The sequence below is a fragment of the Catellatospora sp. IY07-71 genome (genome assembly GCF_018326265.1).
Lineage (GTDB): Bacteria > Actinomycetota > Actinomycetes > Mycobacteriales > Micromonosporaceae > Catellatospora.
In genome coordinates this window covers 4,453,984-4,473,477 of sequence record NZ_AP023360.1, presented here as the reverse complement: position 1 = coordinate 4,473,477, position 19,494 = coordinate 4,453,984, and the positions used below count along the sequence as shown (strand labels likewise).

Sequence of the window (19,494 nt, the reverse complement as noted above, 5' to 3'; positions counted from 1 at the left end):
TGGTCATCGGGCGGGTGCCGGGTCGCGTACGGTCATCCGCAGCTCGCTGAGGTAGCGCCGGCCCGCGCCGTCGGGCACCCACGCCTGCTCCGGCGCGGGCAGCAGCTCCGAGACGGTCAGCGGCACGTCCGGCCCGCCGTCCCGCGCCGCGGCGCGCACCAGCGCCACGAACGCGGCCACGTACGCGGGGCCGGTGAAGTCCACGTAGCACGGCTTGATCTCCGTGCCCACCTTGACGAACACCCGTTCGGGCAGGCCGAGCCGCTCCCGCCAGCGGCGGACCGCCAGGTAGCGCTCGGCCTCGCCGGACCGGGGCGCGTCCACGCCGCAGTCGCCGACCGTGGTGCGCCACGTCTCCCGGTGCACGACCAGCCGGCCGACGGCGACGCGCGGGGTGTACGGGCGCGCGTCCGCCAGCTTGCACGCGTTGACCGACCGCGCGGACAGGAACGAGCCGAACAGCTCCACCAGCGGCCACGAGCGCCCGTCCGCGGCCTGCCCGACCAGCTCACCGTCCACGACGGACACCGTCACGGCAGCCGTCGGCAGCACCTGCGCCCCGGGCGGCACCGGCGCGGGCGTGTACGCGAGCCGTACGTCGTCCGGCCCGTTGAGCGTGAACGCCATCCGCGCGGTGAACTCGGGGAAGTCCTGCGGATACAGCGGCACGACGCGGTCGCCCAGATCCCGGTGCACCGCGGCACGCAGCGCCCCCGGCTCCGGGTGGAACCGGGTGAAGATGCCGTTGTCGCAGGTGAGCCACGCGACGTGCAGTTCGCCGAGCACCGCCGTGAACTCGCCCGCCGCCAGCTCCGCCACGCTCGCCGCGCTCAGGTGCAGGTCCGGGCTGTGCAGCCGGGCCGCCCGCCACCCGGGGGCCGCCGCCGGAAACTCCCGCGCGACGGCCTCGGCGACCTCGGCCGGGTCCAGCTCGATCCGGCCGACGGCGCCGACGGCGTGCCATCCGCCTGCGTCCTCCAGCCGGAGCACGCGGGCCCAGCGTGCGGAGAAGTCGTCGATCACGTCGGCGACCGGCCCGGCGCCGAAGATCACGCCGAGCGCGGCATCCCAGACGTCGCCGAGCGGCACCGGGCCGCCACCGGCCTCGGCGTGCAGCTCCCGCAGCGCGGACTCGAACGCGGCGGCCATCGCGGCGGTCAGCCAGCGCGCGGCCGTCAGCAGCGGGACCAGCGTCTCGGCGAGCAGGTCGAGCACCGGCCCGCCGAGCGTCACGTCGAGATCCCGGACGGTCTCCTCGTAGGCCAGGCCGCGCCCGACGTACGTGGCCCCGGGCCGGTGCACCGCCGCGCCGCCGGTGGTCGCGGCGAACTCGTCGCGCAGCCGGAGCGTCGCCACGCGGACCGCGTCGGCGTCCCCCGCCGCGCGGGCCAGCCCGTCGCGCGCCGCGAGCAGCCGGGACAGCCCCGCCAGCGCCTCGTCCCGCAGCTCCGGCTCGCCCAGGGCGGCCAGGCTGCGCAGCAGCACGTCCTCGGCGGCGACGGTCAGCGGCAGGTCGACGCCCCGCCGCACCAGGCCCTGCTCGGCCAGCTGCGCCAATGCCAGGAACGCGTCCGCCTCCTTGCGGAACCCGGTGCGCGGGTCGGCCAGCACGGCGGCGGCCACCTCCCGCGCGGCCCGCCCGTCGCACGCGGCGAGCAGCGCCGCCGTCGCCGGAGCGAGCCGTTGCGGCGGCAGGCCCGGCTGCCGCAGGTCGTCGCCGTCGAGCGCCAGGTCGGGCCGCCGGGACACCGGCAGCCACGGGTGGTAGCGGGCGTCTTCGGCGAGCCGCTCGGCGTACGCGGTGAGCGCCCGCCACTCCAGGTCCACCTCCCGCGCCCGGGTCAGCGCGGGCCCGGCGTGCACCGTGGCGGCCGGGCCGCCGTCGGACAGCGCCGCCCAGCAGACCGGGCCGAAGAAGCCGATGGTGTCGTTCTTGGCGCAGTAGCGCTGCCAGTACCGGGTGATCACGATCTCGCGCTGCCGGTGCCGGGAGTTGCGGGCCGTGTCCGGGCCGGTGCGGGCCAGCCCGTCCAGGGCCTCCACCGAGTGCAGGCTCTGCCAGGTCACCGCCTCGCGGAACAGCGGATCGGCGGCGATCGCGGCCAGCTGCCGGCTGGACCGGGCGGTGGCCGCCGCGAACGCGGCCTCGAACCCGTCCCGGTCCAGGTCACCGGCCAGGAACGCGTCGGCGTGCTTGGCGCAGTCCGGCGCGGCCAGCAGGTCCAGGCCGGACGCGGCGAACCCGGGAGCGCGCAGCACCGCGGACCGCCATACGCGCCAGCCGGTCTCCCCCAGCGGCACCAGGGCGTCGGGCTCAGCCACGGCGACCTGCCACCGGCTCGATCCAGTGCCGCCGCCGCTGGAACGGATATCCCGGCAACGGCACCTTGCGCCCGCTGCCGCCGGGCACGTCCCCGCCGCCCAGCCACGTGTCCTGCAGCCGCCGGACCTCCTCGGGCACACCGTCCGGAACCGCGCCCGGCCCACCGGCCGCGACCTCGGCCAGCCCTTGACGAGCCTCTGCCACGTTCCGGCACAGCACCGCCGCCCGGTGCGGCAGGCGGCGGCGTCCGTTCGCCAGGGTGTACGCCACGTCCGCCAGGCCGCCCGGTTCGGCGTCCGCCAGGCCGCCCGGTTCGGCGCCCCCGCCACGGGTCCCGGTGTCGGGCGACCGAACCTGCCCGAGGGCGGAGCCGGGGATCATCACGTCGCCAAGCCGCTCCGCCAGCTGCGACAGCGCCTGCGGAACACCCGCGCTCAGCGGTAGCAGCAGCCAGGGCGCGGCGCCCCGGGCGGCATGTCGTTCGGCGGGCCACATCCCAGAAGGTGTGGCCACACCTTCTGGGATGTGGCCCGCCGGAGCAGGGGCCTGCTGGACGAGCACGTGGGCGTTGGTGCCGCCGAGGCCGAACGAGCTGACCCCGGCCCGGCGCGGCCCGTCCCACGGTCGCGCGGCGGTCTCGACGGTGAAGGGGGTCGCCGCCAGGTCGACGTCGGGGTGCGGCTGCTTGAAGTGCAGGGTCGGCGGGATGATCCCGTCGCGCACGGCCAGGGTCGCCTTGATCAGGCCGATCACTCCGGCGGCGGCGTCGAGGTTGCCGAGGTTGCCCTTCGCCGAGCCGAGCACGCAGTAGCCCGACCGGCTCGTGGAGGCGCGGAACGCCCTGGTCAGCGCCTCGATCTCGATCGCGTCGCCGAGCGCGGTGCCGCTGCCGTGGCCCTCCACGAAGCCCACGTCGGCGGCGTCCCAGCCCGCCGCGGCCAGGGCCTCGGCCACCACGGCCGCCTGCCCCGCCACGCCCGGCACGGTGAACCCGCCCCGGGCGGCCCCGTCGTTGCCGACCGCCCAGCCGGCGAGCACGCCGTACACGTGGTCGCCGTCGGCGACGGCGTCGGCCAGGCGTTTGAGCACCACCGCGCCGCCGCCGTTGCCGAACACCTGGCCGGTCGCGTCGGCGTCGTACGGGCGGCACACGCCGTCGGACGACCAGGTGCCGCCGGGCCGGTGCCGGTAGCCGCGCTGCACCGTCGAGGCGACGGCCGCACCGCCCGCGATCGCCACGTCACAGCGGTAGTCGAGCAGGCTCTGCGCCGCCTGGCACACCGCCACCAGCGACGACGAGCACGCCGTCTGCACCGCGACGGCCGGGCCGGTCAGGCCCAGCGCGTACGCGACGCGGGTGGGCAGGTAGTCGCAGCTGCCGCCGGCCAGCGCGTCGTCCCAGTCGTCGGGCAGCGGCCCGGCCGCCCGCACGGCCGGGTTGCCGAGCAGGTGATGCCGCAGGTAGCGGTCGGCGCCGCAGCCGGCGAAGACGCCGATCTGCGCCTGCGCGCGGTCGGGGTCGAGCGCCGCGTCCTCCAGCGCCCACCAGGCCAGCTCCAGGAAGATCCGGTGCTGCGGGTCGAGCAGCGCCGCCTCGGCGCCGGTGTACCCGAACAGGGCGGCGTCGAAGTCCGCCAGCCCGTCGAGGTGACCGAACGCGGGCACGAACGTGCCGTCATCCGTGGGCAGACCGGCCTCGGCCAGCTCCTCCGGGGTGAACCGGCGGATCGCGTCCACCCCGTCGCACAGGTTGCGCCACAGTGTCGCGGTGTCGGCCGCGCCGGGCACCCGGCAGGCCATGCCGACGACGGCGATCAGGTCGTCGTCGCTCACGAGCGCGCCTCCACGGGCACGGCGGTCCGCTGGCGGGCCTCGCGACGCCGCCGCATCCGGTCGGCGGCCACGTTCGGCGCAGCCTCCGCCGCGGGCGGCCCGGCCTGCAGGAACGCGGCCAGCCCGGCCACCGTCGAGTGCTCCACCAGCTGCACGAGCGGGATCCGCTGCCCCAGCGCCTCCGCGAGCCGCTCCTGCACCAGCGCCATCAGCAGCGAGTGCCCGCCCAGCTCGAAGAACGAGACCGCACGCGGCACGGACTCGACGCCCAGCGCCGCGCACCACACCGCGGCGATCCGCTCCTCCAGCGCGTCGCGCCCGACCGGCGGCGACCCGTCCCCGGCGACGGGGACGGGGACGGGCGGCTCGGGCAGCGCCCGCACGTCCAGTTTGCCCGTCGGTCCCATGGGCAGCGCGTCGACCAGGACGACGGTCCTGGGCAGCATGTAGTCGGGCAGCAGCCGGGCCAGGGCGGCGCGCAGCGCGGCCGGGTCCACGGACGCGTCGCGCGCCGGAACGGCGTACGCGATGATCTCCTTGGTGCGCGGGCCGGAGCCCTCGCCGCTGTCCCTCGCCACGACGGCGGCGTGGCCCACCCCGGGCAGCGCGGCCAGGCGCGACTCGACCTCGCCCAGCTCCACCCGGTAGCCGCGGATCTTCACCATGCGGTCGGCGCGGCCGAGGAAGACCAGGCGGCCGTCCGGCAGCCGCCGCGCGATGTCGCCGGTCCGGTACGCCCGCACCCCCTCGAACTCCCCGAAGCGCGCCGAGGTCAGCTCCGGCAGCCCGTGGTAACCGAGCGCGACGTGCGCGCACCGGACCACGACCTCGCCGGTGTCCTCCGCACGATCGCCGCCCGTGCCGACCAGCACCACCTCGATGCCGGGCAGCGGCCGCCCGACCGGCACCACCGCGTGGTCCAGCTCCGCGTCCGGTCCGATGTGGTACTGCGCCGCGAAGCTGATCTCCGTGGTGCCGTACCCGTTGACGAAGACCGCGCCGGGCGCGAAGTGCCGCCGGGCCAGCTCCACGTCGTGCCGGGTGACCTCCTCGCCGCCCAGCAGGACCGCGCGCACGGCGGGCAGCCGCCCGTCCGGCCCCAGGCTCGCCAGCAGGTAGCGGTACACGGTGGGGGTGGAGTGGTAGACCGTCACCCGGTGCCGGGCCAGGGTCCGCGCCAGGTGGGCCAGGCCGTGCGTACGGATGTCCGACGGCACCGCCGCCGCGCCCGACAGCACGGCGCTGAACATGTCGGTGACCGCCATGTCGTACCCGAACGAGGTGAGCACGCTGGTGCGGTCGTCGGGCCGGAGCGCGAAGTTGCGCACGTGATTGGCCACCCCGAACAGCACGTTGCGGTGGCTCTGCACCACGCCCTTGGGCTCCCCGGTCGAGCCGGAGGTGTAGAGCAGGTACGCCGGGTCGTCCGCGGCCGCGCCGCTCGCCAGCCCGACGAGCACCTCGTGCAGGTCCGGGTCCGGGGACGGCAGGCCGATGTGGACCACGGTCAGGCCGGGCCGCCCCGCCGCCGTGGCCAGCTCGCGGGCCCATTCCGCGTGCGCGGCGTCGACCAGCAGCACGTCCGGGTCGCTGTCGGCCAGGATGTGCGCCAGCCGCTCGGCCGGGAAGCTCGGCTCCAGCGGCACGTACGCCCGCCCGCCGGCCAGTGCGGCGAGCAGCCCCGTGATCGTGGTCGCGCCGTGCCGGCACAGCAGCGCCGCCCGGCCGCCACCCGCAGGCGCGTCGCCGACCGCGTCCCGGACCGCCGCGGCGGTCGCCGCCACGGCCGAGCCGAGCTGCCGGTAGGTCAGCTCGCCGTCGTCGGCGAGCACCGCGGACCGCTCCGGATGGCGCGCCACCTGCGCGGCGAACGCGGTGCAGAGGGTGTCGGCCGCGACCGTCCAGCCCAGCGGCTCGGTGCGCGGGCCGCCGTGCAGCGCCGCGAGATCGATCGTCATCTGCCGCCGCCGAGCACCGCAGCCGCGATCTCCTCCACCGTGGACACCTCGGCGTCCGGCTCGCACACGGTGTAGTCGTCGCCGCGGTAGCAGCCGGAACCGTGCACGACCAGCTCCTGCCCGGTCGGCACCAGGCCGCGGTCGATCGCGTTGAGCACGCCGGTCAGCGCCATCACGATGGACCACTCGCGCAGGTCCGCCGGGTCGGCGGGCAGCTCGCACGGCGTGCCGCGCAGCCGCTCCCGCAGCATCGGGTAGCGCTCCAGGCACTCGCGCCGCGACACCGTGACGCCGTCGCCGCCGTACCGTCCGATCAGGTCGTTCATCGCCGGGGAGGTCACCGGGCGGTGGGTGTAGAAGGTCGGGTCGAGCACCTCGTCCGGGTCGTCGGTGACGGCCGGGAAGTGCGGGTCGGCGTCCTGGCGCCACACCCCGGCGGCGTCGCGGCGGTACGCCGGCAGCCGGTCCCGGGAGAACGTGCCGTGCCGCAGGCTGAGCACCATGTCGGGGGTGCCCAGGTGCTGCACCAGCAGGAAGCCGGGACGCGGCGAGCCGTCGGCGCGGCCGGAGTCCTCCAGCACGTCGCGGCCCAGGTTGTAGCCGAGCAGCCCGAACGCGCTGGACACGGCGTGCGCGTGCCAGCGCGGCGCGGCGGCCGTGGCCGGGGCGGCGTCCAGCTCGAACGCGGCCCGCGCCGCGTCGGCGACCAGGTAGTTCGGCAGCGCCAGGGAGAACCACAGCGCGGTGCCGTGCTTGTCGTACGCCTCCCGCGCGTACGCGTCCACGAAGGCCCGGCCCAGCGCCTTGACCCCCTCCGGCTCGTCGCCGGTGAAGCGCAGCAGCGGGTTCGCCGCGCGCAGCGCCGGGTCGGCGGCCAGCGGGTCGTGGCGGAACTTGTGCCGCGTCGAGCCGGGCGCGAGCACGACCACGCGCAGCTGGTCGGGGGTGACCAGGCCCGCCGCGACGGCCCGGCCGACCGCGTCGCGCAGCGCGATGCCCTTGTTCGCCGAGGTGGGGGTGAAGATGCAGACGCGCTCGCCGGTGCGCCGGATGTGCTCCACCGCCCGCGCCACGATCAGCATGGACGGGAACGTCTTGGTGGTGTGCGTGCCGGGGTTGCCGGTCAGGTCCATGAACCGCAGCTCGTGACCGCCGTACGCGCCCAGCTCGCGCCAGGTGGCGGTGGCCACGGCGAAGAACTGCCGCACGTCGGCGGACAGCTCGGGCAGGTCGAACCCGGGCGCGAAGCCCGGGGTGCCGGCGGCGTCGCCGGGTCCCGCGCCGATCCGCGCGACGGCGGACGAGATCACGTCGTAGTAGTCGACGATGAGGTTCCGGGTGACCGGAGCGGTGGCTGTGGTGAGCACCGGGGCTCCTCCTGGGTTCGGTGGAAGGGGTGAGGTCAGACGGCGGCCGGGCTCGTGGCCCGCAGCCGCCGGCGCAGGGCGCGCAGGTGGTCGTGCACCTCGTCGTACGCGGCGGCGTCCCAGCCCTGCGCGAACTCCGGCAGGTGCGGCGCCAGGACCGCGGCGGCCTGCGGCAGGTGCCGCACCCGCCCGTCGGCGATCTCGATGCCGTCCCGGCGCCCGGCGTGGTGGTTCCACGCGACCGCCTCCGGCAGGGTCAGGCCCGGCAGGTTCGGGGCGAGCGCCCCGCCGGAGATGCGCACCGGGTAGCCGCCGGGCAGCCCCAGCGGCCCCGGCACGCTGGCGTGGCACTCCGCGCCGGACAGCAGGTCGGTCAGCAGGCTGGCGGCGGCGTGCCCCGCCAGCGCGTTGAGGTCGGGGCGCGGCAGCGCGCGGTAGGGCGCCAGCAGCTCGGTCACGCCGGGCACCGGCACGCCGTCGCACCAGGCCCGAACCTCGCCGTCCGGCCCGTCCGGGGCGTCGAGCTGGGCGTGGTGCCCGAGCACGGCCAGCCGCCGCTGGTCGGGCAGCCCGAGCGCCGCCTGCAGACACGCGGCCAGGGTGGCCACGTTGCCGATCCCGCACAGGACCGGCAGGCCCAGCGCGGCCAGCAGCGGGTTCACCGCGTCCGGGAAGCAGCCGTTGACCAGCCTGGTCTGCGGGCTCTCGGCCGCGACGGCCCGCGCCAGCCGCACCGCCAGCACCGCCTGCAGCGGCAGCGTCACCCCGAACCCGGCCCGCCCGAGCAGGTGCGTCCAGGCCGAGGGCCGGAGCGCCTTCTCGTACGGCGAGTGCGCGGACGCGCAGCACACCAGCAGGTCCGGGCGCAGCCGGACGGGGGCGGCGAGGTCTTCGCCGAGCGCCTGCCCGGTGAACGTGACGGCGGTGCCGGCCACGGCGGCCCGCACCCGGCAGTCGCGGACGATCGCGTCCACGGCCTGCGCGTTGCGGGCCGACACGGTGACCCGGAGCGGGGCCGCGCCGGGCGGGGCGAGCACCGCCAGCGAGCGGCAGATCGAGGCGGCCAGGCTGCCGCTGCCGACGACGGCGACGTGGTGCGGGGAGGTCATGGCTCAGACGGCGGGATCGCTGTGCACCGCGGCGATGCGGTTGGCCTCGTCGACGAAGACCACCTTCGGCTTGCAGTCGCGGGCCTCGTCGTCGGACATGATGGCGTACGCGGCGATGATGACCAGGTCACCGGGGTTGACCAGATGCGCGGCGGCACCGTTGATGCACACCACGCCGCTGCCGCGCTCGCCCTCGATGACGTACGTCTCCAGGCGCGCGCCGTTGGTGACGTCGAGGACGTGGATCAGCTCGCCGGGCAGCAGGTCGGCGGCGTCCATCAGGTCGGGGTCCAGGGTCAGCGAGCCCACGTAGTGCAGCTCGGCCTGGGTGACGGTGGCACGGTGAACCTTGGACTTGAGCATTGTGCGGAACATGTGGAGCAGAGCCTCCGGGATGACGACCGTCTGAATGGGACACGACGGCGAAGGCCATGCCCCTTCGCGCAAGCGATTCTTACATGGGGATACAGCGATCTTTAAGAGCTTGTCTCACATGCGTCAGACCGCGCCACGGCCCCGCGCAGAACCCCTGCCAGCAGCATGCACAGCCCGCAGCGCCTTCTTGTCGACCTTGCCGAGCCCGGTCAGCGGAAGGCGTGACACGAACTCCACCGATAACGGCGCCCACAGGTCATTGAGCCGCTCCGTGCACCATTGCCGCAATTCGTCGGCTTCGGCCCGCGCGCCGGGGCGCAGCCGCACCACGGCGTGCACCGCCTCGCCCAGCCGCTCGTCCGGCACCCCGATCACGGCGGCCTCCTGCACCGCCGGATGTGCGGCGAGCACGTCCTCGACCGTACGGGAGTACACGTTCGACGAGGTCAACCCGGTTACGATCATGTCCTTGGCCCGGTCCACCAGGTAGAGGTAGCCGCCGTCGTCCAGGTAGCCGAGGTCGCCCGTGCGCAGCCACCCGTCGACCAGGGTGCTCGCGGTCAGTTCGGGCTGGCCCCAGTACCCGGAGGTCATCAGGCGGGCCGAGGCCCACACCTCACCCACCTCGCCGGGCGGCACCGGCCTGCCGCCGTCGTCGCGGATCTCGACCCGGGACGTGCCGACCGGCTGCCCGCACGAGGCCAGCCGTTCCGGGTGCGCCGGATCGTGCGATGCGGTCGGGTATGCCGCGATCAGCGTCGCCTCGCTCATCCCGTACGCGACCAGCAGCACCGGCCCGAACCGGTCCATCGCCTCGGCCAGCCGCGACGGCGCGACCGCGCTGCCCGCGCAGGACAGCATGGTCAGGCTGGAGGTGTCCGTGCCGGGCAGGTCCGGGTGGTCCAGCACCTGGTAGAGCATCGGCGGCGGCAGCGTCGCCACCGTGATCCGCTCCCGCTGCACCGTCTCCAGGAACCGCCCCGCGTCGAACGCGTCGTGCTGCACCAGCAGCCCGCCGCTGAACAGCGTGATCAGCCCGGACGCCTGCTGGCTGGAGTGCCAGAACCCGGCGACGGCGAGCTGCCGCAGCCGTGGGCCGCCCGAGTCGCGCTGCCGTCCCGCGGCCTCCAGCACATTGCGGAAGAAGTCGTGCCGGTGGTGCACCAGCTTGGGCCGCCCGGTGGTGCCGCCGGTCTGGAACAGCGACTGCGGCTCGGCCTCCGTCCCCGCCGATATCTTCGTCTCCGGCAGCGGCCAGGCGCCGACCGGCGCGGTCAGATCCGGTCCATCCCCGTCCGCGCCGAGACACCAGACAGGCAGGTGCGGCAGGTGCCGGGCAAGGGCCAGCCCAGGCGCCGCATGGGTACGCGGGTCGTAGACGAACCCGTCGACCTCGGCCAGCGCGAGGTACTCGGCACACAGCGCGGGCGGGGCGTTCGGCGCCACCCACACCGACCGGCAGCCCAGCAGATGCAGGGCGAGCTGCACGTACACCGCCTCCGGCCGGTTGCCGGCGAGCACCGCGATCGCGGCGCCCGGCCGCACCCTGTGCCGCAGCAGCGCCCCGGCCACCCCGAGCACCCCCGCGCTCAGCTCGGCGTACGTGATCCGCCGGTCCCCGTGCACGATCGCCTCGGCCTCGCCCTGGCCCGCGAACAGGGTCAGTCCCCGCCGGACGTAGTTGTCCTCAGCCGCCATGGCACGCGACGGCGAGGGTGTCGTGGCCGCGCAGGATCAGCGGCTTGGGCGCGCCGCCGGACGGCTCGACCAGCGCCAGCTTCGGGAACCGCGCCAGCAGCGCGGGGAACGCGACCTGCCCCTCCAGCCGGGACAGCGCCGCGCCCATGCAGTAGTGCGGCCCGAACCCGAAGCTGAGCGAGCCCGCGTCGGCCCGGCCCGGGTCGAACGCGTCCGGGTCGGCGAAGCGCGCCGGATCACGGTTGGCCGCGCCGACCATGGCGAGCACCGCCTGCCCCGCGGGCACGGGCACGCCCTCGATCTCGGCGTCCTCCGGCGCGTAGCGCACCAGGATCTGCACCGGCGGCTCGAAGCGCAGCATCTCCTCCACGTAGGACGCCACGTTCTCCCCGGACAGCGCCGCGGCCAGCTCCGGGCGCTCCAGCAGCATGGTCAGCCCGTTGCCGAGCAGGTGCGTGGTCGTCACGAAACCCGCGTTGAACGTCGTGATCAGGTTGCCGATCAGCGCGTCCTCGCTGAGGTCCTCGGCGGCCAGCAGGCTGATCAGGTCGTCCCGCGGCTCCGCGCGCCGCTGCGCGACCAGCTCGGTGAAGTACGCGGTCAGCTCGCGCGCGGCGGTGTCGGCGCGGGCCATGTTGCGCCAGGTCGCCCCGTCCAGCTCCAGGATCGCGCCGATCGCGAGCACCCGCGGCCGGAACCAGGCCAGATCGTCCTGCGGCACCCCGAGCAGCTCCGCCATCACGCTGCTGGGCAGCAGGTACGCGAACTCGCCCATGAACTCGACCGGCCCGTCGGCGGACAGCTGCTCCATGCGGTCGAGCAGGCGGTGGGTCAGCCCGGTCACGGCATGCTCCAGCCGCGCCACCCGCCGCGCGGTGAACACCCGGCCGATCATCTGCCGGACCCGGTCGTGGGCCGGGCCGTCGGTGAAGAACATCGAGTCGCGCAGCACGCGCAGCGCCGGGTGGCGCCGCCACTGCGGCGTGTGCAGGTCCAGGTAGGCCGCGTCGAGCTGGTGGAAGCGCCCGTCCTTGAGCACCTGGGCGACCGCCTCGAAGCCGTGCACCGCCACGGCGAAGCCCCGCGCGCCACCATCCACCGCCACGGCGGCGCCGGCACGGTGCAGGCGGGCGTAGAGGGCTGGTGGATCCACGCGTCCCTCCTCGGAGAGGAGTTCATTGAGATCCATGAGCACAGTCCTACCACAACGCGCCTCCCCCGAGGAGCCACACTTTCCGTACGAATGCCCTCTCCCGCAACGGATTCCGCAGCCCGCAGCGTCGCCCACCCCCGAGCCCGCCCCCGCGACAGATAGACGACTCCCGCACCCGCGCCCCGCGGTCGTCGCCCACCATGATCGTCCGACTTGCCCGGCACATGGGCGAATCTTGGTCACCCATTCGCCCATGTGCCGGGCAAGTTCGATGATCTCGGCGCGGGCGCGGGCGCGGGCGGGTCCGGCGACCGGCTGTGCGGGTGGGCGGGGTGGGGACACCCGGGCTGAAGTTGCCACCGGCCGGCACTACTGCCGTCTCCCGAGTGCCGGCCGTGGTGAGGGCGGCGGCTTACAACTTCTGGGTTGTAGCTACAACCCAGAAGTTGTAAGCCGGTGGACCCACTGCCCTACCGGGCGCCGACCGTAGCGAGGGCGGCGGCCGTGTCGGGGTGGCGGCGTAGCAGGTCGTGGACTGGGCCGGTGCCCGGCTCGGGGTCGGGCTGCTGCCACGGGCCGGAACAGCCGAGCAGCGCGGCCAGTGCGTCGGTCGGCTCGGGGTGGGCCGTGAGCAGCGCCGTCACCGGACCTGCCGCGGCTCGTGGCGCACCGGCGACGGGTTCGGCCGCCTGCGCGGACCAGGGCGGGGTCCACGCGTCGAGGGCCGTGAGGCCCGCCGGGAAGATCCGGCCCGCCTCGCGGACGAGCAGGCCGACGTGGTCGCCGCCCTCCTTGCGCAGTGTGGTGATCAGCGTCGGCAGCCACGGCAGCAGCACCGGGTCGGGCAGCTTCGCGAACGCCTCCGAGATCGCCTCGACGACGAACCCGGCCAGCGCCGGGACCGGTTCGAGCGCCTGCACGAACCCGCTCAGATACTGCGGGTAGGCGGGCAGCACCAGCGGGTTGGCCAGCAGCTGCGCGCAGCGTTCGCGCAGCTCGGCCCGGGTGAGGCGGCCGAGCTGGTGCTGGGCCGCCCACAGCAGCGCGGTCTTGGCGGGCGTGGTCGGGTGCGACTGCGCCACCGCCAGCTCCAGCTGCGTACGGTCGCAGCCCAGCGACAGCGCCAGGCTCTCCATGCTGAACAGGAAGCCCAGCATCGCGGCGACCTGCCGGGTGCCCGTCTCCTCCTCCACGAAGGCGTTCGGCAGCAGCGTGCAGTAGTGCGCGTACCCGGCCTTGACGAACGACTCCAGCCAGGCCGGCAGCACCGGCTCGGTGGCCCGGTAGTGCGCGAGCAGGCGCCGAGCGCGCCGCAGCACCTCCGGGGCGTCGTCGACGGTGCGCTCGGCGGCCAGCAGGTCCACCGCGCGGGCGCCCAGCTCGTCGGCGAAGCGGCGGCTGCGCAGGTAGAGGGTGGCGTCCTCGACCGCGCGCAGCGCGACCGAGGCGGTGGCCTGCGGCCCCCACACCGAGCGGCGCAGCCGCTGTTCCAGGACCTGTTCGACGGTGATGCCCTCGTACCCGAGCTCGATCAGCTCCCGCTGGTGGGTGCCGAGCGCCAGGTCCCAGGACTCCTGGATGGCCGTCTCGCCGAGCCGCCGCTCGCCCATGATCGGGCGTACGGCGGCCTGCGGCAGCAGGTAGCGCAGCATCCACAGCACGTCCGAGCAGCGGCCCAGCTCCGGCCGGGCGGCGATGTCGAGCAGCGCCCGCTGCACGCCGCGCTGCTCCAGCTTCAGCCCGAGCGGGGTGAGCCGGTCGTGCACGTCGCGGGCCAGCGGCGGCAGCGAGTCGTAGCCGACCTGGCCGATCCGGTCGCCGCCGAGCATGATCTCGCAGAGCCGCCGCACGTCGCGCCGGCCGGGCACGGACTCCTTCTCGATGCAGGTGACCGCCGCGTCCTGGAAGTCGTACGGCGTGGGCCGGGCCCGGTTGCGCATGCCCGCGAGCAGGATCGACGTCTCGAACACGGCGATGGCGTCGGCGGTGCTGGCCAGGTAGCCGTTGCGCCGGGCCAGCCGCACGATCTCCACCGACCAGCCGAGCAGCTCGTCCTCGTCGAGCGTGTCCAGCACCGGCGGCCGGGCCAGGAACCCGGACAGCCGGTCGGCGACCTGCCGCGACACCGGCGACACGACCGCCGTGGCCGCCTTGGCCTTCTTCTTCGGCGCGGCGCCCGAACCCTGCTGGCCCTCCAGCCGGAACGGCACGACGCCGGTGCGGGTCAGCGACTTCCCGAACGCGGCGGCGGCGATCGACACCGAGCCCGAGGCCAGCCCGAACTGCGCCTCGATCGCCGAGTGGCTGGACGGGATGAGCCCGTAGTGCCACTTCGTGGCGGTACGCGGGCTGATCTCGTACGTGTCCGCGCCGTCGAGGCCGAACTCGTCCACCCGGCTCGCCGCGTGGAACGCGCCGCAGACGTAGAGGCAGTCCCCGGCGTCCGCCCCGGTGGCGGCGAGGTGCTGCCGCATCCGGGTCCACATGTAGCGCTCGCGCTCCTCGTCGGAGGCGACCCGGTCCCGCACCCCGGGCGCCAGCCGCCGGAACAGGCTGCCGATCAGGACCATGACCTGCCGGTACGTGTCGTAGTCGGCGTCGCCGAGCGGCTGCTCGACGTACTGGTCCCACCACTCCGACCAGTGCCGGACCTTGCCGTGGTGCAGCAGATGCTGCTCCAGCTCGGCGAAGCGGGGCCGCAGGTCGCCCATCTCCACGCCGACCGCGTCGCCGTGCAGGTCGGCGTCCTCCGGCGCGGCCTCGGGCAGCTCCTCACCCTCCGAAGGGGCGGCCGCCTTGTCCGTGCGCGGCTGCCACTGGAACACGTGGTCGGTCGACCGGTCCACCAGCACCAGCTCGACCCCGGGCGTGTCCAGCGCGTACGCGATCGCCTGGTATTCGGCCGACGCCTCGGTGATCGGGGCGACCACCGACAGCGGCGCCCAGTCCTGCGGAAAGCCGTCCAGCTCGGACGCGAACGCCTGCACCGCCACCGGCAGCCGGCAGTTGCGCAGCTCGGTGAGCAGCGGGAGCATGTCCTCGCACAGCTCCATGTAGATCACCTTGGGCTGCTTCTCGCGCAGCCGCCGGGCCATCGCCAGCGCGGACGCGGGCGAGTGGTGGCACACCGGGAAGATCTCCATGCGCTCGCGCAGCGCCCGGTCGACGTCGTCCACGATGCCGGACAGGATTCCCGCCAGCGCGTCCGGACCGTCGGCCAGCGCCGCGGCGGCGTCGAGCAGCTGCCCGCGCAGCGCGTCGAAGGTGGGCGTGGTCACGACAGGGTCTTGATCGCGTCGCGGCCGCCCTCGAGGAACTCCGGCCACAGCCCGCCCTCGGCCTTGCTGCGCGGCTCGACCACGCCGTGCCAGTACTTGTTGAGGATGGCCAGGTCCTCCGGCGCGCGCCGGGCCAGCGAGCCGACCAGCGAACCGGCCAGGGTCTGCGCGCGCAGCGCCCGGTCGCCGAAGAAGTTGCTGTGCAGGATCGCGTCCTCCAGCACGCCGATCTGCTCGGCGGTGGACAGCGCCGACTCCAGCTTCTCCTCGTCGCTGCCCGCCGACGCGGCGGCGGCGCGCAGGTCGGCGAAGCTCTGCAGCAGGATGTCCAGCAGCGTCGGCGGCACCTCCAGCTCGATCTGGTGGCGGCGCAGCAGCTCGCCGGTGCGGAAGCGGACGATCTCCGCCTCGCTCTTCTTGTTGGTCACCACGGGGATGCGCACGAAGTTGAACCGGCGCTTGAGCGCCGAGGACAGGTCGTTGACGCCCCGGTCGCGGCTGTTCGCGGTGGCGATGATCGAGAAGCCGGGCTTGGCGAAGACGATGTTGTCGTCGTCCAGCTCCGGGATGGACACGTACTTCTCGGACAGGATCGAGATCAGCGCGTCCTGCACGTCGCTGGTGGAGCGGGTCAGCTCCTCGAACCGGCCGATCACGCCCCGCTCCATCGCCGTCATGATCGGCGACGGGATCATCGAGGCCCGGGACTGGCCGTTGGCGATGACCGCCGACACGTTCCACGAGTACTTGATGTGGTCCTCGGTGGTGCCGGCGGTGCCCTGCACGACCAGCGTCGAGTTGCGGCAGATCGCCGCGGACAGCAGCTCGGCCAGCCAGCTCTTGCCGGTCCCGGGGTCGCCGATGAGCAGCAGGCCCCGGTCCGAGGCCAGGGTCACGATGGCCCGTTCGACGAAACTGCGGTCACCGAACCACTTCTGGCTGATCTCACGGTTCAGCCCGTCGGCGCGCTCGGAGCCGAGCACGAACAGGCGGACCATCTTCGGGCTGAGCCGCCACGAGAACGGCTTCGGGCCGTCGTCGACCGACTCCAGCCAGTCCAGCTCCTCGGCGTACTTCACTTCGGCGGGGGCGCGCAGCATGTCAGACATAGCGGGAGTTCTCCTAGGCGAGGAAGTTCTTGAGTTCGAAAACGAGCTTCTTGATGTGGCCCGAGATCACGGGCGTGCCGAGGTCCTTGAACCGCTGGCGGAACCACGGGTTGACGATGCCCTGGCCGGAGCTGGTCACCGAGCCGACCGGGATGAAGCGCACCCCGGACCGGTGCACCGCGACGATGCTGTCGTACAGCGGCTGGGAGCGGTCGAACTCGTAGAAGTCCGAGATCCATACCATGGCGGTGTTCTTCGGCTCGGCGATCTTGGGACGGGCCATGGCCATCGCCACCGGGCCGTCGTTGCCGCCGCCGAGCTTCGTGCGCAGCAGCACCTCGAACGGGTCGTGCACCCACGGCGTCAGGTCGATCGCCTTGGTGTCGTACGCGATCAGGTGCACGTCCACCTTCGGCAGGCCCGTGAAGATCGAGGCCAGGATGGTGCAGTTGACCATCGAGTCGAGCATGGAGCCGGACTGGTCCACCACCACGATCAGCCGCGACGGCGTCGTCCTGCTGGCCGTGTGCCGGTAGAACAGCCGGTCGACGTAGAGCTTCTGGTCGTCCGGGCTCCAGTTGGTCAGGTTCTTCCAGATGGTGCGGTCCAGATCCAGATTGCGGAACACCCGCTTCGGCGGCACGCTGCGGTCGATCGTCCCCACCGCCGTGCGCTCCACCTGGGTACGCAGCACCGCCGCCACCTCCTCGACGAAGCGCCGGATCAGCGCCTTGGCGTTGGCCAGCGCGACGCCGGACAGGTTCGACTTGTCCCGCAGCAGCTGCTCGATCAGCGACATGCTCGGCGTGAGCTGCGCGGCCAGCTTCGGATCGGCCAGCACCTCGCGCAGCTGCATCCGGCTGATCAGGTCGCCCTCCAGCTCGCCGAGCGTGCCGCCCATCCCGGCGCCCTCACCGCCCGATCCGCCGCCGCCCTGGCGGCGCAGGCTGCCCGGCTCCTGCCCGAGCGCCCGCTCCAGCCAGCCCGCGTCGGCCTGCCACTTGGCCAGCTGCGTCGCCGACACCGAGCCCGACCCGGTGTCGAACACGTTGAGCAGCACCTTCGCCGCCAGCGCGGCCCGCCGCACCTCCGCTGCCGAGTCACGCCCGTCGGCAGCCGCTTCGCCGTCGCTCTCAGCCGCTCCCGGCGGAGCCGCCGCGCTCGTGACGGGCTGGGTGCCGTCGGCCGACGGCACCATCAGGCCCTCGAACTCCTTGGCCAGATCGGGGAAGCGCTGGACGATGTTGTCGACCGAGACCGACGGGTCGAGCAGCGCGGCGGGCAGGCCGAGGTCCTCGACGACGGCGAGGCTCGCCGACTCCAGGGCGGCCTGCTCCTCGCGACTGAACAGCCGGGCGATGAGCCGCCAGTAGAGCACCTGGCGGCGGTTGAAGTCCGCGTCCACGGTCATCTGCGCAGCAGCCTTCCCGCGCGTTCGCGCAGCACCTTCACCGCGTCGGCGGCGGCCGCCTCGGCCTTGGCCCCGGCGGCGTCGCTCGCCCCGCCCGCCCACGCGCCCGCGTGCACCGCGACGGTCTTGCGCTTGACCGGCGCCTCGACCACCAGCGGCTGGAGCAGCCAGCGGCCGTCCCAGCGCAGCAGCCCGACGCACGCCGTAGAAGCGGCGACCAGCGCCGGGGTGAGCGGACCGGCGCTGTGCAGCCGGTCCACCTCGATGGTGAGGCCGGGCAGGGTGAGCGTGACGGCGTCGTCCTGCGCCGCGGCGGCGTACCCCTCGACCAGCACCGGCTCGGCCAGCCGCACCGGGTGCCGCTCCAGCGGCGGGACCGGCGCGGCCGTCGCCGCCGCGAGCAGCACCCGCGCGGTGGCGAACGACTCCGCGGGCTCCCCCGCCTTGGCACACGCGTCGGACCAGATCAGGTCCCCGCCCGCGGTGACCGGCATGTCGGTCAGCTCCATGGCCCGCTGCTCGGAGTACGCCCCCAGCAGGGCGCTGTGGCCGCGCAGCAGCTGCCACACGCCCAGCCCGACCAGCGTGTCCACCTTCGGCGCGGACACGCTCGCCCGCACCAGCCGGGGCCCGTCGGCGGTCTCCAGCACCGCGTGCACCTGCGCCTGCACCGCCGTCGGGTGCTCGTGCAGGTCGACGCCGAGCGGCAGCAGCCGCCCCGACACCGTGCCCACCGGCACCGGCGCGAGCGCGCCCGGCTGGGCCAGCAGCACCGCCCGCGCCCACAGGTCGGCCCAGCGCCGCACCGGCACCCGGGGCATGGTCGCCCCCGGGCACCAGGCCCGCAGCTCACCGGCGAACCCGTCGAGCAGCCCGCCGAGCCGCCGCAGCCGAGGCTCGGCCAGCAGCGCCGCCACCGCCTGGTCGGCGTGCGACACCAAGTCGTGGTCGATGCCGCGCCAGCCCGCGATGGCCAGATCGGACAGCCACGACCGGGCCGCGGCCAGCAGGTTCTCCCCCGCCGCGGCGCCCCCGGCGGCACCCGGCCACGGCTCGCGGGCACGTCCCGCCGCCTCGTCGAGCCGCGCCAGCAGCGCGTCATGGGCCGCGCCGAGCAGCGCCGAACGGGCCGCGACCAGCGCCGCCACGTGCTCCTCGGCGATCGACCCGGCGATCGTCTTCTCCACCGCCTCGGCCGTCCGGCCCGCCAGCGGCGTCACCGACACCGCCCCGGCCAGCGCCTGCAGCGCCGCCACCTGCTCGGTGCCGGGCCGCAGCAGGCCCTGCACCAGCACCTCGTCGAACCCGCCCACCACGTCGTACGCCTCGGCGACGCCGTCCACCGGCGCGGCCAGCATGTCGAACCGCATCAGCGCACCGCCCCGCCCGCCGGGAACCACTGCAGCTCCACCAGCGGCTCGGTCGGCGCCGGCAGCTCCAGGTAGGCCAGGTGGCGCAGGAAGCGGCTGAACACCGGCGCGCCCGCCGACGGCTGGTGCCACGCGTTCACCGCGCTGAGCACCTCACCGCCCGTCGTGGCGCTCTCGGCCACGTCGGCGCGCAGGTAGCGGGCCACCCGCGCGACGCCGTACTGCAGCACCGCCTCGTCGGCCAGCGCCCGCAGGTGGTTGCAGCCGCCGGAGCGGATGCCGCCGCAGGGGCGGTTGTTGTTGGTGCTGCAGTGGAACGAGTGGTCCTTGGCGGTCAGCGACGACACGTACACCCGCTCGATGTCCGAGCCGCTCGACACGACACCCTGTAGCCGGCCGTCGGCCAGCTCGACGAACGGCACCTTCGCCAGCTTGCGCGGCCTGGCCGGCGACAGCACCCGCGCGGTGCTGCGCTGCTCCCACGGCGGCGTCTGGGCAGCATTCACCCGC

The 19,494-nt window shown here is 74.5% G+C and carries 13 protein-coding genes; all 13 read right to left on the bottom strand.

Annotation, left to right across the window (positions count from 1 at the left end; all coding sequences use genetic code 11):
- Positions 1-3: 3 nt before the first annotated feature.
- The 13 genes from CS0771_RS20070 to CS0771_RS20010 all read right to left on the bottom strand — a co-directional run bounded on the left by CS0771_RS20070 (position 4) and on the right by CS0771_RS20010 (position 19,490).
- Positions 4-2,322: a lantibiotic dehydratase gene (locus tag CS0771_RS20070; protein WP_244870906.1), complete on the bottom strand. Its 2,319-nt coding sequence runs from the start codon at positions 2,320-2,322 to the stop codon at positions 4-6.
- Positions 2,315-4,156, bottom strand: a complete 1,842-nt coding sequence (locus CS0771_RS20065; RefSeq protein ID WP_212842408.1) for a polyketide synthase — start codon at positions 4,154-4,156, stop codon at positions 2,315-2,317. The genes CS0771_RS20070 and CS0771_RS20065 overlap by 8 nt, the downstream gene beginning before the upstream one ends.
- Positions 4,153-6,114, bottom strand: coding sequence for a non-ribosomal peptide synthetase (locus tag CS0771_RS20060; protein WP_212842407.1), 1,962 nt, complete (start codon positions 6,112-6,114; stop codon positions 4,153-4,155). Before CS0771_RS20060 ends, CS0771_RS20065 begins: the two co-directional genes overlap by 4 nt.
- Positions 6,111-7,481: a DUF6002 family protein gene (locus CS0771_RS20055; protein WP_212842406.1), complete on the bottom strand. Its 1,371-nt coding sequence runs from the start codon at positions 7,479-7,481 to the stop codon at positions 6,111-6,113. Before CS0771_RS20055 ends, CS0771_RS20060 begins: the two co-directional genes overlap by 4 nt.
- Positions 7,482-7,516: 35 nt before the next feature.
- Positions 7,517-8,590, bottom strand: a complete 1,074-nt coding sequence (locus CS0771_RS20050; protein WP_212842405.1) for a potassium transporter TrkA — start codon at positions 8,588-8,590, stop codon at positions 7,517-7,519.
- A 3-nt stretch (positions 8,591-8,593) separates the two neighbouring features.
- Entirely contained in the window at positions 8,594-8,965 is a 372-nt protein-coding gene (gene panD, locus CS0771_RS20045; RefSeq protein ID WP_212842404.1) for an aspartate 1-decarboxylase, read from the bottom strand.
- A 123-nt stretch (positions 8,966-9,088) separates the two neighbouring features.
- Positions 9,089-10,663 (bottom strand): AMP-binding protein, encoded by a 1,575-nt coding sequence (locus CS0771_RS20040; RefSeq protein ID WP_212842403.1) that lies wholly within the window; start codon positions 10,661-10,663, stop codon positions 9,089-9,091.
- Entirely contained in the window at positions 10,653-11,816 is a 1,164-nt protein-coding gene (locus CS0771_RS20035) for a cytochrome P450 (RefSeq protein ID WP_244870905.1), read from the bottom strand. The genes CS0771_RS20040 and CS0771_RS20035 overlap by 11 nt, the downstream gene beginning before the upstream one ends.
- A gap of 470 nt (positions 11,817-12,286) precedes the next feature.
- Entirely contained in the window at positions 12,287-15,094 is a 2,808-nt protein-coding gene (locus CS0771_RS20030) for a DUF5682 family protein (protein WP_212842401.1), read from the bottom strand.
- Positions 15,091-16,203 (bottom strand): AAA family ATPase, encoded by a 1,113-nt coding sequence (locus CS0771_RS20025; protein WP_212842400.1) that lies wholly within the window; start codon positions 16,201-16,203, stop codon positions 15,091-15,093. The genes CS0771_RS20030 and CS0771_RS20025 overlap by 4 nt, the downstream gene beginning before the upstream one ends.
- Before the next feature lie 13 nt (positions 16,204-16,216).
- On the bottom strand, positions 16,217-17,614 hold the full coding sequence (locus tag CS0771_RS20020) for a VWA domain-containing protein (protein ID WP_212842399.1): 1,398 nt from the start codon (positions 17,612-17,614) through the stop codon (positions 16,217-16,219).
- Complete coding sequence (locus CS0771_RS20015) at positions 17,611-18,984, bottom strand: hypothetical protein (RefSeq protein WP_212842398.1); 1,374 nt, start codon at positions 18,982-18,984, stop codon at positions 17,611-17,613. The genes CS0771_RS20020 and CS0771_RS20015 overlap by 4 nt, the downstream gene beginning before the upstream one ends.
- Positions 18,984-19,490 (bottom strand): hypothetical protein, encoded by a 507-nt coding sequence (locus CS0771_RS20010; RefSeq protein ID WP_212842397.1) that lies wholly within the window; start codon positions 19,488-19,490, stop codon positions 18,984-18,986. The genes CS0771_RS20015 and CS0771_RS20010 overlap by 1 nt, the downstream gene beginning before the upstream one ends.
- Positions 19,491-19,494: the final 4 nt, after the last annotated feature.

What these genes read in the sequence shown, in the direction of transcription:
- CS0771_RS20060 (WP_212842407.1), bottom strand. Translation starts at nt 6,114, where the DNA reads ATGACGATCGATCTCGCGGCGCTGCACGGCGGCCCGCGCACCGAGCCG.
- CS0771_RS20050 (WP_212842405.1), bottom strand. Translation starts at nt 8,590, where the DNA reads ATGACCTCCCCGCACCACGTCGCCGTCGTCGGCAGCGGCAGCCTGGCC.
- panD (WP_212842404.1), bottom strand. Translation starts at nt 8,965, where the DNA reads ATGTTCCGCACAATGCTCAAGTCCAAGGTTCACCGTGCCACCGTCACC.
- CS0771_RS20040 (WP_212842403.1), bottom strand. Translation starts at nt 10,663, where the DNA reads ATGGCGGCTGAGGACAACTACGTCCGGCGGGGACTGACCCTGTTCGCG.
- CS0771_RS20025 (WP_212842400.1), bottom strand. Translation starts at nt 16,203, where the DNA reads ATGTCTGACATGCTGCGCGCCCCCGCCGAAGTGAAGTACGCCGAGGAG.
- CS0771_RS20020 (WP_212842399.1), bottom strand. Translation starts at nt 17,614, where the DNA reads ATGACCGTGGACGCGGACTTCAACCGCCGCCAGGTGCTCTACTGGCGG.
- CS0771_RS20015 (WP_212842398.1), bottom strand. Translation starts at nt 18,984, where the DNA reads ATGCGGTTCGACATGCTGGCCGCGCCGGTGGACGGCGTCGCCGAGGCG.